At 67.9% G+C, this 20,684-nt stretch carries 17 protein-coding genes and 1 tRNA gene; 7 read left to right on the forward strand and 11 right to left on the reverse strand.

Annotated features, from left to right (window positions below; translation table 11 throughout):
* A partial coding sequence (gene thrS / locus RT688_RS22400; RefSeq protein WP_313707045.1) for a threonine--tRNA ligase occupies positions 1-1,411 on the reverse strand: 1,411 nt, incomplete at its 3' end.
* Positions 1,412-1,686: 275 nt separating this feature from the next.
* Positions 1,687-1,763 (reverse strand) — tRNA-Val (locus RT688_RS22405).
* A 148-nt stretch (positions 1,764-1,911) separates the two neighbouring features.
* On the opposite strand from RT688_RS22405, the gene RT688_RS22410 reads away from it, so the two are divergent.
* Both RT688_RS22410 and RT688_RS22415 read left to right on the forward strand, forming a co-directional pair.
* Complete coding sequence (locus RT688_RS22410; RefSeq protein ID WP_313707046.1) at positions 1,912-2,865, forward strand: cation diffusion facilitator family transporter; 954 nt, start codon at positions 1,912-1,914, stop codon at positions 2,863-2,865.
* 78 nt (positions 2,866-2,943) lie between these two features.
* Positions 2,944-3,936 carry an NAD(P)/FAD-dependent oxidoreductase gene (locus tag RT688_RS22415; RefSeq protein WP_313707047.1) on the forward strand — a complete coding sequence of 331 codons (993 nt, stop codon included), beginning with the start codon at positions 2,944-2,946 and terminating at the stop codon, positions 3,934-3,936.
* Between the two features lie 7 nt (positions 3,937-3,943).
* Here the strand turns inward: RT688_RS22415 and RT688_RS22420 are convergent, their stop codons facing one another.
* From RT688_RS22420 to RT688_RS22455, 8 genes are all read right to left on the reverse strand, one after another.
* A complete protein-coding gene (locus RT688_RS22420; RefSeq protein WP_313707048.1) occupies positions 3,944-6,037 on the reverse strand; it encodes a putative bifunctional diguanylate cyclase/phosphodiesterase in 2,094 nt (697 codons plus the stop codon).
* Positions 6,009-6,677, reverse strand: coding sequence for a CHASE domain-containing protein (locus RT688_RS22425; protein ID WP_313707049.1), 669 nt, complete (start codon positions 6,675-6,677; stop codon positions 6,009-6,011). The genes RT688_RS22420 and RT688_RS22425 overlap by 29 nt, the downstream gene beginning before the upstream one ends.
* Positions 6,678-6,867: 190 nt before the next feature.
* Entirely contained in the window at positions 6,868-7,509 is a 642-nt protein-coding gene (locus tag RT688_RS22430; protein ID WP_313707050.1) for a hypothetical protein, read from the reverse strand.
* A complete protein-coding gene (locus RT688_RS22435) occupies positions 7,506-8,435 on the reverse strand; it encodes an MlaD family protein (RefSeq protein ID WP_313707051.1) in 930 nt (309 codons plus the stop codon). Before RT688_RS22435 ends, RT688_RS22430 begins: the two co-directional genes overlap by 4 nt.
* Before the next feature lie 15 nt (positions 8,436-8,450).
* The gene (locus RT688_RS22440; RefSeq protein WP_313707052.1) at positions 8,451-9,257 is read right to left on the reverse strand and encodes an ABC transporter permease; all 807 of its coding nucleotides are present in this window, start codon (positions 9,255-9,257) and stop codon (positions 8,451-8,453) included.
* Between the two features lie 154 nt (positions 9,258-9,411).
* Positions 9,412-11,649: a bifunctional (p)ppGpp synthetase/guanosine-3',5'-bis(diphosphate) 3'-pyrophosphohydrolase gene (locus RT688_RS22445; protein ID WP_313707053.1), complete on the reverse strand. Its 2,238-nt coding sequence runs from the start codon at positions 11,647-11,649 to the stop codon at positions 9,412-9,414.
* A 3-nt stretch (positions 11,650-11,652) separates the two neighbouring features.
* Positions 11,653-12,003 carry a RidA family protein gene (locus RT688_RS22450; protein ID WP_313707054.1) on the reverse strand — a complete coding sequence of 117 codons (351 nt, stop codon included), beginning with the start codon at positions 12,001-12,003 and terminating at the stop codon, positions 11,653-11,655.
* Between the two features lie 27 nt (positions 12,004-12,030).
* Positions 12,031-12,921, reverse strand: coding sequence for an alpha/beta hydrolase (locus RT688_RS22455; protein WP_313707055.1), 891 nt, complete (start codon positions 12,919-12,921; stop codon positions 12,031-12,033).
* Positions 12,922-13,058: 137 nt separating this feature from the next.
* On the opposite strand from RT688_RS22455, the gene RT688_RS22460 reads away from it, so the two are divergent.
* Positions 13,059-13,841, forward strand: a complete 783-nt coding sequence (locus RT688_RS22460) for a 3-hydroxybutyrate dehydrogenase (RefSeq protein WP_409521978.1) — start codon at positions 13,059-13,061, stop codon at positions 13,839-13,841.
* A gap of 205 nt (positions 13,842-14,046) precedes the next feature.
* Entirely contained in the window at positions 14,047-14,685 is a 639-nt protein-coding gene (locus RT688_RS22465; protein ID WP_313707057.1) for a CatA-like O-acetyltransferase, read from the forward strand.
* Here RT688_RS22465 and RT688_RS22470 read toward each other — a convergent pair.
* Entirely contained in the window at positions 14,675-16,207 is a 1,533-nt protein-coding gene (locus tag RT688_RS22470; RefSeq protein ID WP_313707058.1) for a tetratricopeptide repeat protein, read from the reverse strand. The two genes, RT688_RS22465 and RT688_RS22470, sit on opposite strands and share 11 nt — an antisense overlap.
* Positions 16,208-16,315: 108 nt before the next feature.
* Here RT688_RS22470 and RT688_RS22475 point away from each other — a divergent pair, with 108 nt between their 5' ends.
* The 3 genes from RT688_RS22475 (at position 16,316) to RT688_RS22485 (ending at position 20,510) form a co-directional block, all read left to right on the forward strand.
* On the forward strand, positions 16,316-17,608 hold the full coding sequence (locus RT688_RS22475; protein WP_313707059.1) for an amidohydrolase family protein: 1,293 nt from the start codon (positions 16,316-16,318) through the stop codon (positions 17,606-17,608).
* A gap of 637 nt (positions 17,609-18,245) precedes the next feature.
* The gene (locus RT688_RS22480) at positions 18,246-19,547 is read left to right on the forward strand and encodes a dicarboxylate/amino acid:cation symporter (RefSeq protein WP_313707060.1); all 1,302 of its coding nucleotides are present in this window, start codon (positions 18,246-18,248) and stop codon (positions 19,545-19,547) included.
* A 135-nt stretch (positions 19,548-19,682) separates the two neighbouring features.
* Positions 19,683-20,510, forward strand: a complete 828-nt coding sequence (locus RT688_RS22485) for a thioesterase family protein (protein WP_313707061.1) — start codon at positions 19,683-19,685, stop codon at positions 20,508-20,510.
* The last annotated feature ends 174 nt before the right edge of the window (positions 20,511-20,684 follow it).

Genomic DNA, 20,684 nt, shown 5'->3' on the forward strand with positions numbered 1-20,684 from the left:
CCTTCAGGTGGTACTCGATCTTCGGGCCGTAGAAGGCGCCCTCGCCCGGCAGCTCGGTCCACGCCACGCCGCAGCTGCGCAGGGCCGAACGCAGGGCTTCCTCGGCCTGGTCCCAGACCTCGTCCGAACCGATGCGGTTTTCCGGGCGCAGGGCGATCTTGACGTCGATGTTGCCGAAACCGAAGTCGTCGTAGACCTGCATCGCCTGGGCGTGGAAGGCAGTCACTTCGCCGGCGATCTGGTCTTCGGTGCAGAACACGTGGCCGTCGTCCTGGGTGAAGCCGCGCACGCGCATCAGGCCGTGCAGCGCGCCCGAGGACTCGTTGCGGTGGCACTGGCCGAATTCGCCGTAGCGCAGCGGCAGGTCGCGGTAGGAACGCAGGCCGGCGTTATAGATCTGCACGTGACCCGGGCAGTTCATCGGCTTCAGGGCGTAGGTGCGGTTCTCGGAATCGGTCGTGAACATATTGTCACGATAGTTGTCCCAGTGGCCGGTCTGCTTCCACAGCGAGACGTCGATGATCTGCGGCGCCTTGACTTCGTTGTAGCCGGTGCTCTGGTAGGTCTTGCGCATGTACTGCTCGACCTGCTGCCAGATGGTCCAGCCCTTCGGGTGCCAGAAGATCAGGCCCGGCGCCTCGTCCTGGAAGTGGAACAGGTCCAATGCCTTGCCGAGCTTGCGGTGGTCGCGCTTCTCGGCCTCTTCCAGCATGTGCAGGTATTGCTCCTGGTCTTCCTTCCTGGTCCAGGCGGTGCCGTAGACGCGCTGCAGCATCTCGTTGTTCGAGTCGCCGCGCCAGTAGGCGCCCGCCAGCTTCATCAGCTTGAAGACCTTCAGCTTGCCGGTCGAGGGCACGTGCGGGCCGCGGCACAGGTCGGTGAACCCACCTTCCGAATACAGCGACACGTCCTCGTTCGCCGGGATCGAGGCGATGATCTCAGCCTTGTAGTCTTCGCCGATCGACTTGAAGTAGGCCACGGCCTCGTCGCGCGGCAACACCTTGCGGGTGACCGGCTCGTCCTTCTTGGCCAGCTCCTGCATCTTCTTCTCGATCGCCTGCAGGTCCTCGGGGGTGAAGGGGCGCTTGTACGAGAAGTCGTAATAGAAGCCGTTGTCGATGACCGGGCCGATGGTGACCTGGGCTTCCGGGAACAACTCCTTGACCGCGTAGGCCAGCAGGTGGGCGGTCGAGTGGCGGATGACGTCCAGGCCCTCCGGATCCTTGTCGGTGACGATGGCGAGATCGGCATCGGACTCGATCAGGAAGGAGGTGTCGACCACCTTACCGTTGACCTTGCCGGCCAGGGCCGCCTTGGCCAGGCTCGGGGCGATATTCTGGGCCACCTGGGCCACCGTCACCGGTCCTTCGAATTGACGGCTGGAGCCGTCCGGGAGTCGCACATTCAACATCTTGATCTCCAATCGGCGCCGCTTGCGCCCGCTAACATTGATAAATTTGAAATGGAAAAGACAGGGACGAAAAAAAACGCGCACCAGGCGCGTTTTTTCAGTGTTGTCAGATCCTTGAGAGAAGAGATCCTTGAGACAAAAGGCCACCGTACCGCGTCTAGCGATTCCCCCACAACCAGGTTGTAGTTCGCGGTGTCATAACCGTTTGTGCCTTTCTCGCTCTTACTGACGACAAGAGCGGAAAACCGGAGTTTCCCGCGCTTGCCTGTGTATTCTGGTGGGCGGTGCAGAATTCGAATCTGCGACCCCTTGGATGTCGACCAAGTATTCTAACCAGCTGAACTAACCGCCCGATGACGTGCATTATAGAGACAGCGCGCCGCGCGTGCAAGGGATGATCGAAATTAAGTAAAAGCGGCCGGCGCCGGCGCCCTCCCCCTCGGCCGCCGGAGGCCGATATCCATTACACTTCGGGATTGTCGAAACCTTGCGCAACGCCCATGCCATCCCAGCCAGCCCCAGACCAGGCCCCGAGCTCCGAACACCTGCACGCCCACCTCGACGGCGACGCCCGCCATGGCCACACCATCGAGACCCGCAGCCACAAGGCGCTGGGCTTCGCGCTGGTGCTGACGCTCCTGTTCGCGCTGGTCGAGGTGGTCACCGGCTTCGTCTCGAATTCGCTGGCCCTGATTTCCGACGCCGGCCACATGGTGACCGACGCCGCCGCCCTCGGCCTGGCCCTGCTGGCCCAGCTGATCGCCAGGCGCCCGCCCTCGAGCCGCCATTCCTTCGGCTTCGTGCGCGCCGAGGCCCTCGCCGCCTTCGTCAACTGCCTGGCGATGCTGGCCCTGGTCGCCTGGATCGTCTACGAGGCGGTGCAGCGCCTGAGCCATCCGGAACCGGTGCAGGGCGGCGTGGTGCTGGTGGTGGCGGCGCTCGGCGCGGCCATCAACATCGTGGTCGCCTGGGTGCTCTCGCGCGACACGGACAGCATCAACACCCGCGCCGCCCTGGTCAACGTGCTCGGCGACCTGCTCGGCTCGGTGGCCGCGATCGCCGCCGGCGCCATCATCTATTTCACCGGCTGGGTGCGGATCGACCCGATCCTGTCGATCTTCGTGTCGCTGCTGATCCTGAAGTCCACGGTCGGCATCCTGCGCGAGTCCTACCACTTCCTGATGGAAGGCGTGCCGCACGGCATCGACTACCTGAAGGTCGGGGCCGACCTGGCCGAGGTCGAAGGCGTGCTGTCGGTGCACGACCTGCACGTCTGGGACATGTCGCCCGGCCACCCCGCCCTGATCGGCCACCTGGAGATCGCCGACCTGGCCGAATGGCCGGCGGTGCTGCGCCGGGTACAGGCCATGCTGCTCGACAAGCACGGCATCGACCACGTGACCCTGCAGCCCGAGGCGCCGGGCGGCGGTCCGCTCGACGGCACATCCCTGTAACGCTGTAAGCATCCTCTTACCCGGCCTGGGCACGCGCGCCGATGGAAGGCCGGCGCCCGCTTCCCGATAATCGGGAGCATGGATGACATCACCGAACACGTCTTCGACACCCTGATCATCGGCGGCGGCCCCGGCGGGCTGACCGCCGCCATCTACCTGCGCCGCTTCACCCGTAACATCGTGCTGGTGGACAAGGGCAACAGCCGCCTCTGCCTGATTCCCGTCTCGCACAACTATCCCGGCTTCCCCGAGGGCGTGCCGGGCTCGCAGCTCCTGGTCAATCTCACCGAACAGCTCAAGCGCTACGGCGGCGACGTGCGCCATGGCGAAATCACCGGGCTGCGCCTGGAGGACGGCGCCTTCGTGGCCGACTACCTCGACGACGCCGGCGAGACCCGCCCGGTCCGCGCCCTGACCGTGCTGCTCGCCACCGGCGTGGCCGATTGCGGGCTGCCGATCGAGAGCTGGCGCGAGGCCGTGGCCGCCGGCGCGGTGCGCCTGTGCCCCGTGTGCGACGGCTACGACGTGATGGACAGGCGCATCGCCGTCGTCACCTCGGAAACCAATCCGGTCGGGCACGCGCTCTTCATGCGCTCCTTCAGCGCCGACGTGACCCTGTTCGACCGCGGCAAGGAGTCGATGCTCACCGACGAGGAACGCCGGCAAATCGAAGTGGCCGGCGTGCGCTACGTCGAGTCGCCGCTGCTGGGCGTGACGATGAGCCCGGAAATGAAGCCGGTCCTGAACACGGCCGACGGCGAAAGCCGCGAGTTCGACGTGTTCTACCCGATGCTGGGCGAGTCGGCGCGCTCGAAGCTGGCCGCCGACCTGGGCGCCGAGACCGGCGACTGCGACAAGCTGGTGGTCGACGACCACCAGCGCACCACGGTGCCCGGCCTGTACGCCATCGGCGACGTGGTGATGGGCCTGAACCAGATCGCGGTGGCCGCCGGCCAGGCGGCGATCGCGGCCACCGCCATCCACAACGCCCTGCCCTGGGCCTTGCGGCCGCCGGCCGAGGCGCCCCGGCCGGCGCTGCCGCGGGTTGCCGCTTCGGGCCACGCGCTCTGACGAGGGCTCAGGCCCCCATGGCCAGCTCCTGCAACAGCCGCTCGAACCCGGACGCCGGCAAGGGCCGGCTGAACAGGTAGCCCTGGATTTCGTCGCAGCCGCGCTCGCGCAGGAATTCGCGTTGCGGCGCGGTCTCGACGCCTTCCGCGATCACCCGCATGCCGAGGTCGTGCGACAGCGAGACGATCGCCGCCACCATGGCCGCGCTGCCGGCATCGGTCTCGATGTCGTGCACGAAGGAGCGGTCGATCTTCAGCACGTCCACCGGGAAGCGCTTCAGGTAGGCCAGGCTGGAGTAGCCGGTGCCGAAGTCGTCGATCGCCAGCTGCACGCCCATCTCCTTCAGTTCGCGCATGGTCGCGATCGCCTGTTCGACGTCGTCCATCACCAGGCTTTCCGTGATCTCCAGCTCGAGACAGCGCGCCTGCAGCCCGGTCTCGCCCAGCACCGCGCGGATCAGGCCGACCAGGCCAGCCTCCTGGAACTGGTGCGACGACAGGTTGACGGCCACGCGCAAGGGGCCGTGGCCGGCGCGCTGCCAGGCCGCCGCCTGTTGGCAGGCGCAGCGCAGCACCCAGGCGCCGATCGGCACGATCAGGCCGGTGTCCTCGGCGACGGCGATGAAGCGGTCCGGCCGCATCATGCCCAGCTGCGGATGGCGCCAGCGGATCAGCGCCTCCATCCCGGCCACCTGGCCCGACGCCAGCGCCAGTTGCGGCTGGTAATGCAGCTCGAACTGGCCGGCGTCGAGCGCATCGCGCAGCGCCTCGGCCAGCGCCAGGCGGTCCTGCACCCGCTCGTTCATGCCCGGCAGGTAGAAGCGGAAGGTATTGCGCCCGGCTTCCTTGGCGCCGTACATCGCGATCTCGGCATGCTTGACCAGGGTTTCGGCGTCGTCGCCATCGGCCGGAAAGCTGGCGATGCCGGCGCTGCAGCCGACGTGGATGCGCTGGCCGTGCTCCTCGAACGGCTGGGCGACCGCATGCAGCACGTCGGCGACCGTGGCCGCGGCCTGGTCGGCGCCGGCGCGGTCGACCAGCAGCAGCACGAATTCGTCGCCGCCGGTGCGCGCGGCGGTGTCCGCCGGGCCGACGGCGGTACAGATGCGCTGGCCGGCCTGCTTCAGGAGCCGGTCGCCGGCCGGGTGGCCCAGGCTGTCGTTGACGTACTTGAACTGGTCGAGGTCGAGCGCGACCACCCACAGCGCCTGCCCGTGCTCGCGCGCATAGGCGATCGCGCGCTCGATGCGGTCGCCCAGCAGGACGCGGTTGGGCAGCCCGGTCAGGGTGTCGTAGCGCGCCCGGTGCTCGAGCTGGGCCTCGTATTGCTTGGTGGTGGTGACATCGTACTCGGTGATCACGAAATGCTCGACCTGCCCGCGCTCGCCCAGCACCGGCGCCACGTACACCTCGGCGAACAATTCGCTGCCGTCCTTGCGCCGCAGCCGCAGCAGCGCATGCCCTTCGCGCTCCTGGCGCATGCTGTTCTGCAGCTCGTACACGGCCGCCTGCTCGCGCAGGCCGTCGATCAGGTCCTCGATCGGCTTGCCGGCCAGCTCGTCGGCGCGGTAGCCGCGCATGCGTTCGAAGGCCGGATTGACGTACTCGATCGGGTAGCCCTCGCCTCTTGCGTCGACCAGGATCACGGCGTTCGCGCTCGACTCGATGGCGCGGAAATACAGGCGCATCGAGTCGGAGGCGCGCCGCAGGTCGGCCGTGCGCAGGTCGACCAGCTGCTCGACCCGGCGCCTGCGGCTGACGCTGGCCTGCACGTAGCTTGTCAGGGCCAGCGTGAACGCCAGGCCGAGCACCAGCAGCGCGATCGACCCGGCATGCAGCGAAGCCGGCTCGCGCGAACGCGCGTGCAGCTCCCAGGGCTGGCCGTAGACGTCGAAGCGCCGCTTGCGCTCGACCATGTGGGCGCCGCCCAGGGCGGCCCACCAGTCCGGCTCGTCCGGGAAAGCGCTGCCGTAGCGCGCCACTTCCAGCAGCGCCTCCCGGCCGTCGGCCTTCCCGAACAGGATCAGCTCGACGCCGCGGTGCCTGAGCAGGCTGGCGCGCAGCAGGTTCTGTTCAACCAGGTCGGCGACGTTGACCACCACTTCGGCGACGCCGTCGGCCGCGCCCCCCCACCGCGCCCGCGCTGCGCAGCGGCAGCACGATCACCAGGCCGTGGGCGCCGCTCGGTTCGATCAGGGGGACCACGCCGCTGGCGGTCCAGGAACCGCCTGCCAGCGTGCGCTCGGCCAGCGCGCGGTGCGGCGCAAAGGCCCAGATGTCGTAACCGTGGGCGACGTGGTTGACCGGCACCGGAATGATCATGTCGAGCGCCAGGTACAGTGGACGCTGCGCGGCGCGCACGAAGCCGCTGCCGCGGCGTTCGCGGATCTCGAAATCCGGCCAGTCGCGGCGGCGCCGCGCCTCGTAGGCGGCGCGCTCTTCGCCGCGCACGAAGCGAAATACCGTCAGCGCCTGGATATAGGGATGGTCGCTGGCCAGCGGCGCGGCGAACGCGGCGAACTGCGCCTCGCTCACATCCTTCGTCGAACTGAACAACAAACTGACCGAGCGCACCGCTTCGGCGGCGTCGTCGAAACTGCGCGCCACGGCCGCCGCCCGGGCCTCGATGCGGCGGTCGGCGGCGGCATCGCTGCTGGCGTGCTCGGACGCCTGGAGGAAGTAGAACAGCAGCCAGCTCACCGCGACGCCGCACAACAGCGTCGCCAGCGTCGCAGGATGCAACGCGCGCACTCGGTGTTCGCGGGATGTCGACGACGTGGCCATGGGGCCAGTCTCGCAGAAGGCTGCATGGCCAGACGGCCTGCTGCGCAGGCGGTGCTGTGGACCCGAGCGCCTCCCAGCGTACGGCGACAGCGCCGGGGCTGGCCAGCCGCAGGCCACGGGCCGCCAGGACCAGTGGCCGGGGCCGGTCCTAGCGCTGCGGCGCAGCGCCCGACGCCAGCGCGATGCGCCGTTCGATCCGCGCGGCGGCAGCCGTGTCGCCCGCCGCCCGCGCCCGCTGCAGCGACACGCCCAGCCACGTCAGGAGCGGACGGCGCCAGCCCTGGCCAGACGCCGTCTCGGTGGCGGCTTCGATGTCGGCCGGCGTGATGCGCCCGGCCTTGAACAGTGCGCCGGCGGCGACCAGCTGCGCCAGCGGATCGGCGGCGGCGGGCAGCCTGCCCTGGGCCACGACCGGGCGGTGCTGCTCGGGCAGCAGCGCCGCATCCAGCCCCTCCCAGCGCCCGGCCAGGTAGGACGCATAGGCGCGCTGCTGCGCGCTGGCGTCGGGCGCCAGCACGGCGAAGCCGGGGCAATCGTCGAATTCGAGGCTGGCGGCGCGCGCTGCGCAGCGCACCAGCTCGACCTGGGCTACCAGGTCGGCGCGGCCGGTGCTGGCCGTCTCGCGCCGCGCCCGCGCGAAGTCGGCGCCGGCGGCGGCCGTGTGTCCGCGCAGGTAGTCGTCGGTATAGGCGTCGATCGCGTCTTTCGCGTCCGCCTGCCAGCTCGGCGCCAGCGGCTTGCTGGAGCAGGCGGCCAGCAGCAGCGCGATCAGAATGACGGAAGTCTTCATGGCAGCTTGATCTCCTGGCTGGCGCGGCCGAAAGGCCACTTGCGGTTGACCTCGTCCACGAGGCGGTTCACCTTGCGCAGGCTGGCGTCGACCTCGCCGCGCAGGGCGCCCAGGTCCTCGGTGGCGACGCGCGCGTTCGCGCCCACGGCCTGGGCCTCGACCAGCACCGCGTCGACCCGCTTCAGCGTGGCGCGCGCATCCTGCAGCACGCCCTGCAGCTCCACCACCGCGGCCTGGGCATCCTCGACCATGCCCTTCTTGCCGTACAGGCGCTGGTCGGTCTTGGCCAGCAGCGCGTCGACGCGCTGCAGGGTCTGGATGAACTTGGCCGCCTCGTCGTCGCCCAGGGCCCCGCCGAGCAGGCCGTACTTGCCCGACAGGCGGCCGGTCACGGTCTGGATGTTTTCCAGGCTGCCGCTGATGGCCGAGCCCTCGGAGGTCAGGTTGTCGAGGTTGTTCAGGACCGAGCGCGCGGTCGCGACCAGGCCCGGGATCTCGGCCGTCACGTCGCCGCGCAGCACCGGGCGCTTGGCGCCGTCAGGCAGCGGCGGGTCTTCCAGCAGGCCGGTGAAGGCGCGGATGCGGGTCTCGCCGACCACGCTGCGCTCCAGCGTGAACACGCTCGAGGTGCGCAGCCACCTGGCGTCGTCCTTCGAGACGTCGATCACGATGTTGACCTTGCCGTCCTTGGCCAGGTCGACCAGGCGCACGCGCCCGATCGGGAAGCCGGCGAACGTCATGTCCATGCCGGGGATGACGCCCTCCGAGTTGTCGGTTTCGAGGATCAGCTTCTGGGTCGGCTCGAACACGCCGCGCGCGTACATCACGTACAGGATGAAGGCGACGATCAGGGCTGAGACGACGACCAGCAGGATCATCGCCTTTCTTTCCACGTGGGCCGGTTCGTCGGGAGTGTTGTCGATCATGTTGGCGGATGGGAGTCAGATGTATTTGATGGCGAGCGAGGCGCCCTCGATCAGCAGCAGCACGAACAGCAGGCGCAGCGCGCCGGGCTGCACGCTCGAGGCGAGCCGGCGCGGGTAGCGCTGCAGTTCCAGGATGGCGGCGGTCGGGATCACCGCCACCGCCAGGCCGAACAGCACCGTCTTGAGCACGAAGCCGACCGTGACGACCGGGTCGAACACGCGGCCGACGGTGCGGGTGTAGTCCTGCAGGCCCCAGGGCGACAGGCCGTAGACGTTCAGGTAGGCCAGCACCAGCACGATGGTCGAGCTGACCATCGCCAGGCTCAATACCGAGAAGGCGTTGGCGAACAGTTGCGGCACCAGGTCGCGCCGCAGGCGGCGCAGCGCCTCGGCGTTGATCTCGGCGGTCGGCAGGCCGGCGCGCGCCAGCCCCAGGGCCGTGGCGTCGAAGGCCATGCCGGCGCGCAGGGCCGCGAACAGCGCCGCCGACAAGGGGATCAGTTCCAGCACCAGCACCCGCACCACCATCTCGAGCGCGTAGCGCGACAGGCCGTAGCTGAGCGCCGTCACCAGCACGATGCGGATGATGACCAGGCTGATCAGGGCGGAAAGCAGCGTGAACCAGGGCAGCACCTGCCAGGTCCCGGCGTGGATGTAGCGGGCGGTGGCGTGGCGGGTGGCGCGGCTGTAGGTCGAGGGGGTGAGCGCCGTGACCAGGGCGATGGCGCCGAGGTGGAACATGTACCACCAGCTGCGCAGGTAGCGCACGAGCGCGCGGCCCCAGAGGCTGGGCGTGGTGCTGAGGTGGAGGGTGCGGCGCATCGTCATATGATACGGTTTTTACAAGGATAGCCCGCAGTTTGTATCACATCCGGCGGTGTCGGCATCGTGGGTGAAACCATCGCGCCATTGGCACAAGGTGAGACCGCGTGGGCACGAGTGCCCACCCTACCAAGGCGAGGCCACCAACGGGGCATCATTGGCGGCGCGCTTCCTGTACCCCGGACACCTCGGCGATCGCCGCCAGCGCCTTTTGCAGCTGGCCGGTCGAGCCGATTTCGGCGGTGAAGACCATGCGCGCATGGCCTTTCGCGCTTTGCGTGTTGACGCCGATGACGTTGATCTTCTCGCGCGAGAACACCTCGGAGATGTCGCGCAGCAGGCCCTGGCGGTCGCCGGCGAGGATGAAGATGTCGACCGGGTAGACCGTGTCCGACAGCGCCGCGCCCCATTCGGTCTGGATCACGCGCTCGGGCGCCTTGGCGCGCATCTCGGCGAAGTTCTTGCAGCTGAGGCGGTGGATCGAGACGCCCTTGCCGCGCGTGACGAAGCCGACGATGGGGTCCGGCGGCGCCGGCTTGCAGCACCTGGCCAGCATCGTCATCAGGCCCTCGGTGCCGACCACCAGCACGCCGGACTTGGCCCCCTGCTCCACGCTCGAGGCGCGGCTCTTGTTGACCACCGCCGCGTCTTCCAGCGGCGGCGCCTCCGGGGTGTCGTGCAGCGCCGCTTCCACGTGGCGCAGGCTGAATTTTTCCTTGCCCACCGCGATGAACAGCTCGTCGACCTTGGCGAAGCCGAGCTTGTGCGCCAGCGCTTCCAGGTTGACCGCGGTCTTGCCCTCGCGCTGCAAGGATTTTTCGACCAGCGCCCGGCCCTGGGCGAGGGTCTCGGCCAGGTCCAGCGCGTGGAACCAGGCGCGGATCTTCGAGCGCGTGCGGCTGCTCACCGCATAGCCCGGGCTGAGCCAGTCGCGCGATGGTCCGGCGCTGCCGGCCGGGCCCTTGGCGGTGATGATCTCGCAGGTCTGGCCGTTCTTCAACGGGGTATTCAGCGGCACCATCGCGCCGTCGATCCTGGCGCCGCGGCAGCGGTGGCCGACCTCGCTGTGCAGGTGGTAGGCGAAGTCGATCGGCGTCGCGCCCACGGGCAGCTCCAGCACCCGCGCCTGCGGCGTGAGCACGAAGATGCGGTCGTCGAGCGTGGTCGCCTTGAGTTTTTCGACCCACTCCTTCTGCACGTCCTCGCCGGCCACCGCGTCGGCGACGTCGCTCTTCCAGGCCAGCAACTGGCGCAGCCAGGCGATCTTCTCGTCGTACTTCTCGCCCTTGAAGGTCGAGCCGCCGGTTTCCTTGTAGCGCCAGTGGGCGGCGATCCCGTACTCGGCGAAGTTATGCATCTCCTGGGTCCGGATCTGCACTTCCAGCGGCCGCCCGTCCTCGGCGGTGACGACCGTGTGCAGCGACTGGTAGCCGTTCGGCTTCGGGCGCGAAATGTAGTCGTCGAACTCCTTCGGGATCGGGGTCCAGATGTTGTGCACCAGGCCCAGCACCGAGTAGCAGGCCTTGATGTCGGCCACGATCACGCGGAAGGCGCGCACGTCGTAGAGCTCGGAGAAATCGAGGTCCTTGCCGCGCATCTTGCTCCAGATGCTGTAGATGTGCTTCGGCCGGCCGCTGACGTCGGCCTTGATGCCGGCCGCCCGCAGTTCGCCCTGCAGGCGCTCGATCGCCGACTGCACGAAGCCTTCGCGCGCCATGCGCTTCTCTTCGAGCATCTTGGCGATGCGCTTGTAGGTCTCGGGCTGCAGGAAGCGGAAGGACAGGTCCTCTAGCTCCCATTTCAGCTGCCAGATCCCGAGGCGGTTCGCCAGCGGGGCGTACAGGTCCATCACCTCGCGCCCGTAGTCGCGGGTGACGTCGTCGAAGCGCTTCTGCTCGGCGAAATAACGCAGCATCGTCACGCACGAGGACAGGCGCACCAGCACCACGCGCATGTCGGACGCCATCGCCAGCAGCATCTTGCGCAGGGTCTCGATGTGGGCGGCCGCTTCCTGGGCCGCGTTCTTGCCGCGCCCGACCGCCGGCTGGCCCAGGGTCAGGTCGCGCAGGCGGATCAGCTGCTGGACGCCGCGCACCTGGGTCGCCACCTCGGCGCCGAACAGCTGCTCGAGCGTCTCGACCAGCTCCGGTTCGAACAGGGCGAGCTCGAACAGCAGGCCGGCGATGCGCGTCTCGACGTCGCTGCGCAGGTAGGCCAGGGTGCCGGCCACCCCGAGCGAGAACTCGAAGGCGTTCTGGCCCGAGGCGATGACGCGCTCGCCATAGGCGGCAGCGGCGTAATCGAGCGCGTGCTGCACGCGCGCGCATTCCTCGGGACTGAGACCCTGGATCAGCTGGGTGGTGGCGTCGCCGAGCGCGGCGGTGGATACCATTGCCTAGCGCAGCGCGGCGGTGACGACGATCTCCACCAGGCAGGCCGGGTTGGCGAGCTTCGATTCGACGGTGGCGCGCGGCGGCGTGTGGCCCTGGGCGACCCACTCGTCGTAGACCGCGTTCATGCCGGCGAAGTGGGCCATGTCGGAGATGTAAATCTGGCACATCAGGATGCAGGTCTTGTCGCTGCCGGCTTCCATCAGCAGGCGGTCGACGTGGCCCAGCACTTCGCGGGTCTGGCCCTCGATGCCCTGGGTCGTGTCTTCGGCGATCTGGCCGGCCAGGTAGACGGTGCCGTTGTGGATGGCGGTTTCGGAGAGGCGCTTGCCTACGTGGTGACGTTTGATTTCCATGGTCTCTTTCTAAAAACAGCGGGCCGGTCAGCCCAGTAAAAATTCGCGTGCGATCGCGATCTGGTCGGGATGGACAAACGTGGGCGCATGGCCCACGCCCGGGATCTCGACCAGCGTCGGGTGCGGCCCGCGCCGCGTCATCTCCTGCGCGGTCTCGCGCGAGAGCAGGTCCGACAGCGCGCCGCGCACCAGCAGCGTCGGGCAGCCGATGGCATCAAAAGCGCGCCACAACGCGGCCTGGTCGCGCTCCGCGCGCTCGCCGGTGATGGCGCGGAAGGGCTCGGCCAGCGCCAGGTCGTAGTGGCGCACCCATTCGCCGTCCGGCGCCTGGCGCAGCACGTCGCGCGCCAGCTTGTTCCATTCGTCTTCCGAATGCGGCCCGAACGAGCTGGATACCTCCTTCACGAAGCGCGCCCCGGCCGCGAAGTCCGGGAAGCGCAGGTCCTGGCCGATGTAGTCGGCGATGCGGCGCATCGCGCCCTGGTCCAGCACCGGGCCGATGTCGTTGAGCACCAGCTTGTCGATCGGCGTACCCGGCATCGCGGCCAGCATCATGCCGATCAGGCCGCCCATCGAGGTGCCGAACCAGTCGACCCGGCCGTCCTCGCTGTTTGCGGTGACGCGGGCGATCAGGGTCACCATGTCGGCCACGTACTGCGGCACCGCGTACAGCCGCGGGTCGCGCAGGCGCTCCGAGCGGCCGCGGCCAGCGACGTCGGGACAGACCACGCGGTAGTCCGTGCACAGGGCGCGCGCCAGGTCGTCGAAATCGTCGCCGACCCGGGTCACGCCGTGCACGCAGACGAGCACGCGCGTATTCGCAGGATCGCCCCACTCCTTGTAGGCGATGCGGTGCAGGCCGGCCGGCGAGCTGCACTGCACGCTTTTCAATCTCGCTTCGCTCCGTTCCTGCGCCATCGCCCGCTCCATCCTGACAATATTGTCTGCCTCGACCGCCGTAACCGACATTTTAGCTGGCAGTGCGATTAGAATTCTACCAATTCTGAGGAGACACCCCGATTCCAACACTTACGGAGGGCACAATGAAATCAAGCATGTTAAGCGGCAAAACGGCACTCGTGACCGGCTCTACCTCCGGCATCGGCCTGGGGATAGCGCGCGCGCTGGCCGAACAGGGAGCAAACATCGTCTTCAACGGCTTCGGCGACGCCCAGCAGATCGAGAAACTGCGCAACGACGTCGGCGACGCCTTCGGGGTCCAGACCGCCTACCACAACGCCGACATGTCGAAGCCGGCAGAGATCGAGGCGATGATGGCGTTCGCCACCGCCAAGTTCGGCGGCGTCGACATCCTGGTCAACAACGCCGGCATCCAGCACGTGGCCAACGTGGAAGACTTCCCGGTCGAGAAATGGGACGCGATCATCGCGATCAACCTGAGTTCGGCCTTCCACACCACGCGCCTGGCCCTGCCCGGCATGCGCCGGAACAACTGGGGCCGCATCATCAACCTGGCCTCGGTGCACGGCCTGGTCGGCTCGGCCGGCAAATCGGCCTATGTCGCGGCCAAGCACGGCCTGGTCGGCTTCACCAAGGTGACCGCGCTCGAAAACGCCCAGACCGGCATCACCTGCAACGCGATCTGCCCGGGCTGGGTCCTGACCCCGCTGGTGCAGAAGCAGGTCGACGACCGCGCCAGCCGCGAGGGCCTGTCGAACGACGAGGCGCGCCGCGCCCTGTTGCTCGAAAAGCAGCCGTCGGGCGAATTCGTCACGCCGGACGAACTGGGCGCGCTGGCGGTGTTCTTCTGCTCGCCGGCCGGCGCCCAGGTGCGCGGCGTGGCGTGGAACATGGATGGGGGCTGGGCGGCGCAGTAATCCCGTCCGCGGCTTGACCGGTTTTTGTAGGGTGGGCACCTGTGCCCACGCGGTCTGGCCGGTTGATCGGAGGCGAATGCGAACGGAGCCGACGGCGCGTGTCGGCAGGCGATGATCCCGCGTGGGCTCAAGAGCCCACCCTACGAACACCCCGACAAGGTGTGCGACAATCCTGCCCCCTTCGATCTCGACAGGCAGCATCCGCATGCAGCACTTTGAACGGCGGCGCGACCGCTTCGAACTCTTCGACCGCATGGACAGCCCGGCGGTCAACCTCGGCTTCACCCTGGAGCTGCCGGATTTCCGTCCCTGGTGCAAGGCGCAAAAACTGGGCCCCTTCCACGTCCTGCTGTGCGCCGTGCTGCGTTCGGTGCTGGCGATCCCGAACTTCCGCTACCGGGTCTTCGAGGGCGAGGTCATCGAGATCGACCGCCTGATGCCCTCGTTCACCGTCACCAACCAGCACCACGACCTGAACTTCGCCCTGTTCGACTGGTCAGACGACCTGCGCGAATTCGTGGCCCGCAGCGTGGCCGCGCGCGACGAGGCCAGTACGATGCAGGCGCTGAACAACAAGTACGCCGCCCTCTCGCCGCGCCAGGTCAAGGACCAGGTGTTCGTCACCTGCATCCCCTGGCTCGACTTCACGTCCATCCAGCACCCGGCCGCCACGCTCGGCGCGCCCGACATCCCGTCGCTGGCCTGGGGCCGCTTCAAGGACGCCGGCAACGGCCGCCTGGCGCTGCCGTTCTCGGTGCAGGCCCACCACGGCTTCGTCGACGGCTACCACGTCCACCTGCTGGCGCAACGCATCGCGGCCGAGCTCGACGGCTTCATGCACTAGGCGCGCGCAGGACCGCGACCTGGCCGACGATCGCGGCGCCGTTCTCGCTGCGCAGCGGCGCCGCGTCCAGCAGCAGGATCTCGAAACCCTGGGCCGCCGCCAGCGCGCGCAGGTAGGCGCCCGCGTGGGCATAGCGGTTCGAGGCCTGCAGCACGAAGCCCCCGCCCTCGCAGCGCTCGGTCGAGAAACAGAACACGCCGCCCGGCCTTAGCGCCGCGCGCACCTGGGCGAACACCGCGGCCAGCTCGCCGAAGTAGACGAAGACGTCGGCCGCGACCACCAGGTCGTAGGCGGCGCGGCAATCGGCGAGGAAGGCCGTGATGTCGGCGCAGGCCAGGCTGTCGTAGAGGCCGGCCGCGCGCGCCTTGTCCAGCATGCGTTCGGACAGGTCGACGCCGGCCAGGGACCGCGCGCGCGGACGCAGGAAAGGCGCGCACAGGCCGGTGCCGCAGCCGAGATCGAGCACGTCGCCGTCCGCCGCCACGCCCGCCCGCGCCAGCGCCGCGTCGATGGCCTGCGGAGTGCGGTAGTCCAGCACCTCGGTCAGGTGCTGGTCGAAATGGCCGGCGTACTGATCGAACAGGGCCTTCACATAGTCCTGCGGCGCACGGCCGGGCGCCTCGCCCTCGCCCAGCGCGGCGAGCGCGAAGGCGATGCGGCCTAGGCCTGCAGAATCGGCGCCCTGGGCCGCGAGCAGGCGCTGCGCGGCCCGGTACTCCGCGATGGCATCTCCCTTTCGGCCGAGCGCCCCCAGGGTCGCGGCGCGCTGCTCGCGCGTGCCGGCGTGCTGCGGACGCAAGGCCAGCGCCCGGTCGTGGGCGCGCAGGGCTTCGTCGAAACGCTGCAGCCGGTGCAGGGCCAAGGCGCGGCCGGCATGGGCTTCGGCAAGGGTATCGTCGACGGCGAGCGCGTGCTCGTAGCTGTCGAGCGCGTCGCGCAGGCGGCGCAGCAGGTACAAGGCGTTCGCGCGCACGCACAGCGCCTGCGCATGGCGCGGCTGGGCCGCGAGCGCCTGCTCGGCGCTTGCCAGCGCGGCCGCGGGCTGGCCCAGGTCGAGCAGGGCCGCCGCCCGGTTGCAGGACGCTTCCGGATAGCGCGGCTGCAGCGCCAGCGCGCGCTCGTAACTGTCGACGGCTTCGCGCGGCCGCCCGAGCCGGCGCAGGGCATTGCCCCGGTTGGCCCAGGCCATCGCGTAGCGCGGGTTCAGGCGCAGCGCCGCGTCGTAGCTGGCCAGCGCGTCCGCGTCGCGCTTCATGTCGTGCAGCGCGGCGCCCAGGTTGCAATGGGCGCTGGCCTGGTCGGGCTTGAGCGCGAGCGCCTGCCCGATCAGCTCAACCGCGCGCGTCGCGTCGCCCTGCTGGCGCGCGATCACGCCCGACAAATGCAGGGCGTCAAACTGGCGCGGCACGAGGCGCAGCACCTCGCCGTACAGTTGTTCCGCCTCGCCGAGCCGGCCTTGCTGGTGGAGCGCGACGGCCTGCTGCAACAGCGGCGTCACGTTGGGCGTTCCTGCCTGGTTCATACGTGTTTTTTCTTGGATGCGCGAGGCCGCAAGGATACCGCAAGCCGAAGCCGCAAAATCGGTATCGTCCATTATCATTTCATCTTCACAACTTTTCGGAAGCATGCCATGCCTCGCTGGACCAGCAAACTTGCGTTCGCCACCCTCGCCCTGCTTGCCCTTGCCTTTCAAGCGGTCCAGGCCGCCGAGCCGCGCAGCATCCTCCTGACGGCCGACCGGGTCTGGACCGGCGACGGCCACGCGCGCGCCGGCTGGGTCGTGCTGGTGGAAGACGGCCGCATCAAGGAAGTCGGCCCTGCGGGACGCGTCAGCGCCCCGGCCGACGCCGAGCGCATCGCCCTGCCCGGCAAGACCCTGATCCCGGGCCTGATCGACCTGCACTCGCACGTGCTGCTCCATCCCTACAACGAGACCACCTGGGACGACCAGGTGATCAAGGAGCAGGTCGAGTTCCGCACCCTGCTCGCCGGCAAGCATGCGAAGGACACGCTGCAGGCCGGCTTCACCACCCTGCGCGACCTCGGCACCGAAGGCGCGAACTATGCCGACGTCGGCATCAGGCGCGCCATCGAACAGGGCGTGATCGAGGGGCCGCGCCTGCTGGTCGCCACAAAAGCCATCGTCGCCAGCTTCAGCTACGGCCCGGGCGAGCGCAACTACCGGCCCGACATGGAGATTCCCTACGGCGCCCAGGAAGCAACCGGCGTCGACGAAGTGACGAAAGCCGTGCGCGAGCAGGCTGCGCATGGCGCCGACTGGATCAAGTTCTATGCCGACTACCGCACCGGCGTGGACGGCAGCAGCCGCCCCACCTTCACGCTGGAAGAGATGAAGGCGATGGTGGCCGCGGCCCACGTCACCGGCCGCAAGGTGGCGGCCCACGCCAGCACCGACGAGGCGATCCGGATGGCGGTGCTGGCCGGCGCCGACACCATCGAGCACGGCTACGGCGCCAGCGAGGCGACCCTGCGCCTGATGAAGGAACGCGGCACCGCCTACGTCCCGACCCTGACGGCGCCGGAGGCGATCGGCGAGTACTTCCAGAAGCACGTGCGCGGCGGCGAGCCGACGCCCTCGATGAAGGAGGCGGCGCGCGCCTTCGCACTGGCGCGCAAGCTCGGCGTCGTGATCGGCAACGGCAGCGACGTCGGCGTGTTCGCCCATGGGACCAATGCGCGCGAGCTGGAGTGGATGGTGCGCCTGGGGATGACGCCTGTGGAAGCGCTGCGGGCGGCGACCTCGGTCGCGGCCGACATCCTCGGCAAGGGCAAGGAGCTCGGCCGCCTGGCGCCGGGCGCGCTGGCGGACGTGGTGGCCGTCGAGGGCGACCCGACGGCCGACATCGCCGCGCTGCGCCAGGTCGGCTTCGTGATGAAGGGCGGGAAGATCTACCGCCGATGATACGCCGGTGGGTTCGAGAACCCACCCTACCGTTAGCCGTGATGCATTTGCAGGGTGGACTCCCGAGTCCACGCCGTCTTTCGTGTCGATGCGTTCCCGGCCGCTTGCAAGCGGATCGACACGCAAGCGCCGTACCGCGTGGACTCGGGAGTCCACCCTACCAACTCCAGCACACGTTCACCATTTGTGTCCGCACTCCGTAGGGTGGGTTCTCGAACCCACCTTCTCTCGTTCCGATGGGAGCCCAACCGTTGGTAAGGTCTCGACACGCACGCGCCGTACCACGTGGGTTCGAGAACCCACCCTACCTTTAGCCGTGATGCATTTGTAGGGTGGACTCCCGAGTCCACGCCGTCTTTCGTGTCGATGCGTTCCCGACCGCTTGCAAGCGGATCGACACGCATGCGTTCGACGGTGGGTTCGAGAACCCACCCTACGGAACTACCAAGCTGACGACGCACTCCAACAGTGCACCGCGGCACCATCATCTGTCATGACGTTTCTTGATACCTGCCATCAATACGGTAATCACGAATCGATATGACGGCCATTCACGGACATGCGGATATCCACAATATCCACGTCCGCGGGTTTTTGTGATGATGTCTTCACCATCAACCTCTCGTGAAGAGTTGTCATGAAAAAGCCATTTTATAAAATCCTGTACGTACAGGTGCTGTTCGCCATCGTGTTGGGCGTACTGCTCGGCGTGTTCTACCCCGAGCTGGGCACCAAGATGAAGCCGCTGGGAGACGGCTTCATCAAGCTGATCAAGATGATCATCGCCCCGGTGATCTTCTGCACCGTCGTCGCCGGTATCGCCGGCATGCAGGACATGAAGAAGGTCGGCCGCGTCGGCGGCAAGGCCCTTCTCTACTTCGAAGTCGTGTCCACCTTCGCCCTGGTCATCGGCCTGGTCGTGGCCAACCTGGCCAAGCCGGGCGCCGGTTTCAACGTCGACGTCGCCCACCTCGACACCAAGGCGATCGCCCAGTACACCGAGAAGGCGCAGCACCAGAGCACCGTCGACTTCCTCATGAACATCATCCCGAACACCTTCGTCGATGCCTTCGCCAAGGGCGACATCCTGCAGGTGCTCCTGATCGCGATCCTGTTCGGCACCGCGCTGTCGATCCTGGGCGAGCGCGGCCGTGCGACCACGAAGATCATCGAGGACTTCTCGCACGCCATCTTCGGCGTGGTGAACATCGTCATGAAGCTGGCCCCGGTCGGCGCCTTCGGCGCGATGGCCTTCACGATCGGCAAGTACGGCCTGGCCTCGCTGATCCCGCTGGCCAAGCTGATGGGTTCGTTCTACCTGACCTGCGCCCTGTTCGTCTTCGTCGTCCTCGGCTTCATCGCCAAGATGACCGGCTTCTCGATCGTCAAGTTCATCTCCTACATCAAGGAAGAACTGCTGATCGTGCTGGGCACCAGCTCGTCGGAATCGGCGCTGCCGGCCCTGATGCGCAAGCTGGAAAAGCTCGGCTGCTCGAAGTCGGTGGTGGGCCTGGTGGTCCCGACCGGTTACTCGTTCAACCTGGACGGCACCAACATCTACATGACCATGGCCGCCCTGTTCGTTGCCCAGGCAACCAACACCGAGCTGACCCTGACCCAGGAACTGACCATCCTGGCGGTGGCGATGCTGACCTCGAAAGGCGCATCGGGCATCACCGGCGCCGGCTTCATCACCCTGGCGGCAACGCTGGCCGTGGTGCCGACCATTCCGGTCGCCGGCATGGCGCTGATCCTCGGCATCGACCGCTTCATGAGCGAATGCCGCGCCCTGACCAACTTCGTCGGCAACGGCGTGGCCTCGGTGGTGGTGTCGAAGTGGGAAAACGAGCTGGACAAGGACCGCATGAACGCCGTGCTGTCGGGCACCTATGTCGACGACGACGCCAAGGGCCTGCAGCCGGTGCGCGAAGCCGCCTGATCCGGCCCCTTCGCAGCAAGAGGAACCGCGCTTCGGCGCGGTTTTTTTTTCGCCTCAATTCGTCCCGGCAATCCCGTCCTGGCAATGCTAAGATCGCTTGCTGGAAAGACAAGCACGGATAAAGGGGATAGCGACATGGAAACACACGGCAGCGACAGCAGCACCCGGCACGTCTTCGACGCCGCCATCGCCCTGGTGGGCGAGGACGATTCGGCCCTGCAGGGCCAGACCAATCCCGACTACGGCAACATGGTCGGCCCCTTCGGCGGCGTGATCGCCGCGACACTGATGAACGCGGTGCTGCGCCACCCGCAGCGCCTGGGCGACCCGGTATCCCAGACCGTCCACTTCGCCGCGCCGATCGCCGATGGCGGCTTTTCGGTGCAGGCGCGCATCATGCGCACCAACCGCACGACCCAGCACTGGCTGGTCGAACTGTTGCAGGAAGGCGAAGTCGCGGCCTTCGCCACGTTCGTCACCGCCGTGCGCCGCGAGACCTGGTCGACCCTCGACGCCGTCTTCCCCGAAGTGCCGCCGGCCGCCAGCATCGAGCCCGCGGCGCCGATCGCGCGCGCCGCCTGGACCGCGCGCTACGAGATGCGCTTCGTGGACGGCGCCCCGCTGGTCACGGACGCGCCCGGCGAAAGTTCGCATACCCGACTCTGGATCCGCGACACGCCCGATCGCCCGCTCGACTTCCTGTCGCTGGCGGCCATGTGCGACGCCTTTTATCCGCGCATTTTTGTGCGCCGCCCCAAATGGGTGCCGATCGGCACCGTCGCGCTGACCACCTACTTCCATGCCGATGCCGCCCAGCTGGCGGCCCAGGGCGCCGCCCCGCTGCTGGGTGTGGCGCGCGCACTGCGCTTCGGGAACGGCTTCTTCGACCAGAGCGCCGAGATGTGGAGCGAACAGGGCGAGTTGCTGGCGACCAGTCACCAGGTCGTCTACTTCAAGGAGTAGCACGCCGGCGCAACTGCCCGGCGCCAAGTCGCGGCGATGCGCTGCAGGGGATGGTTGAGGCAATGCACCCTTGACCTATCGATTTTGCTTACTAGAAATTGTATGTACACATTGATAACGCGCGGAAATTTTTCCTCAAATAAGTTGAACTAAGGAAGTTTCCACCCCTCAAAG

The sequence above is a fragment of the Massilia sp. genome, assembly GCF_032106685.1.
Lineage (GTDB): Bacteria > Pseudomonadota > Gammaproteobacteria > Burkholderiales > Burkholderiaceae_D > Telluria.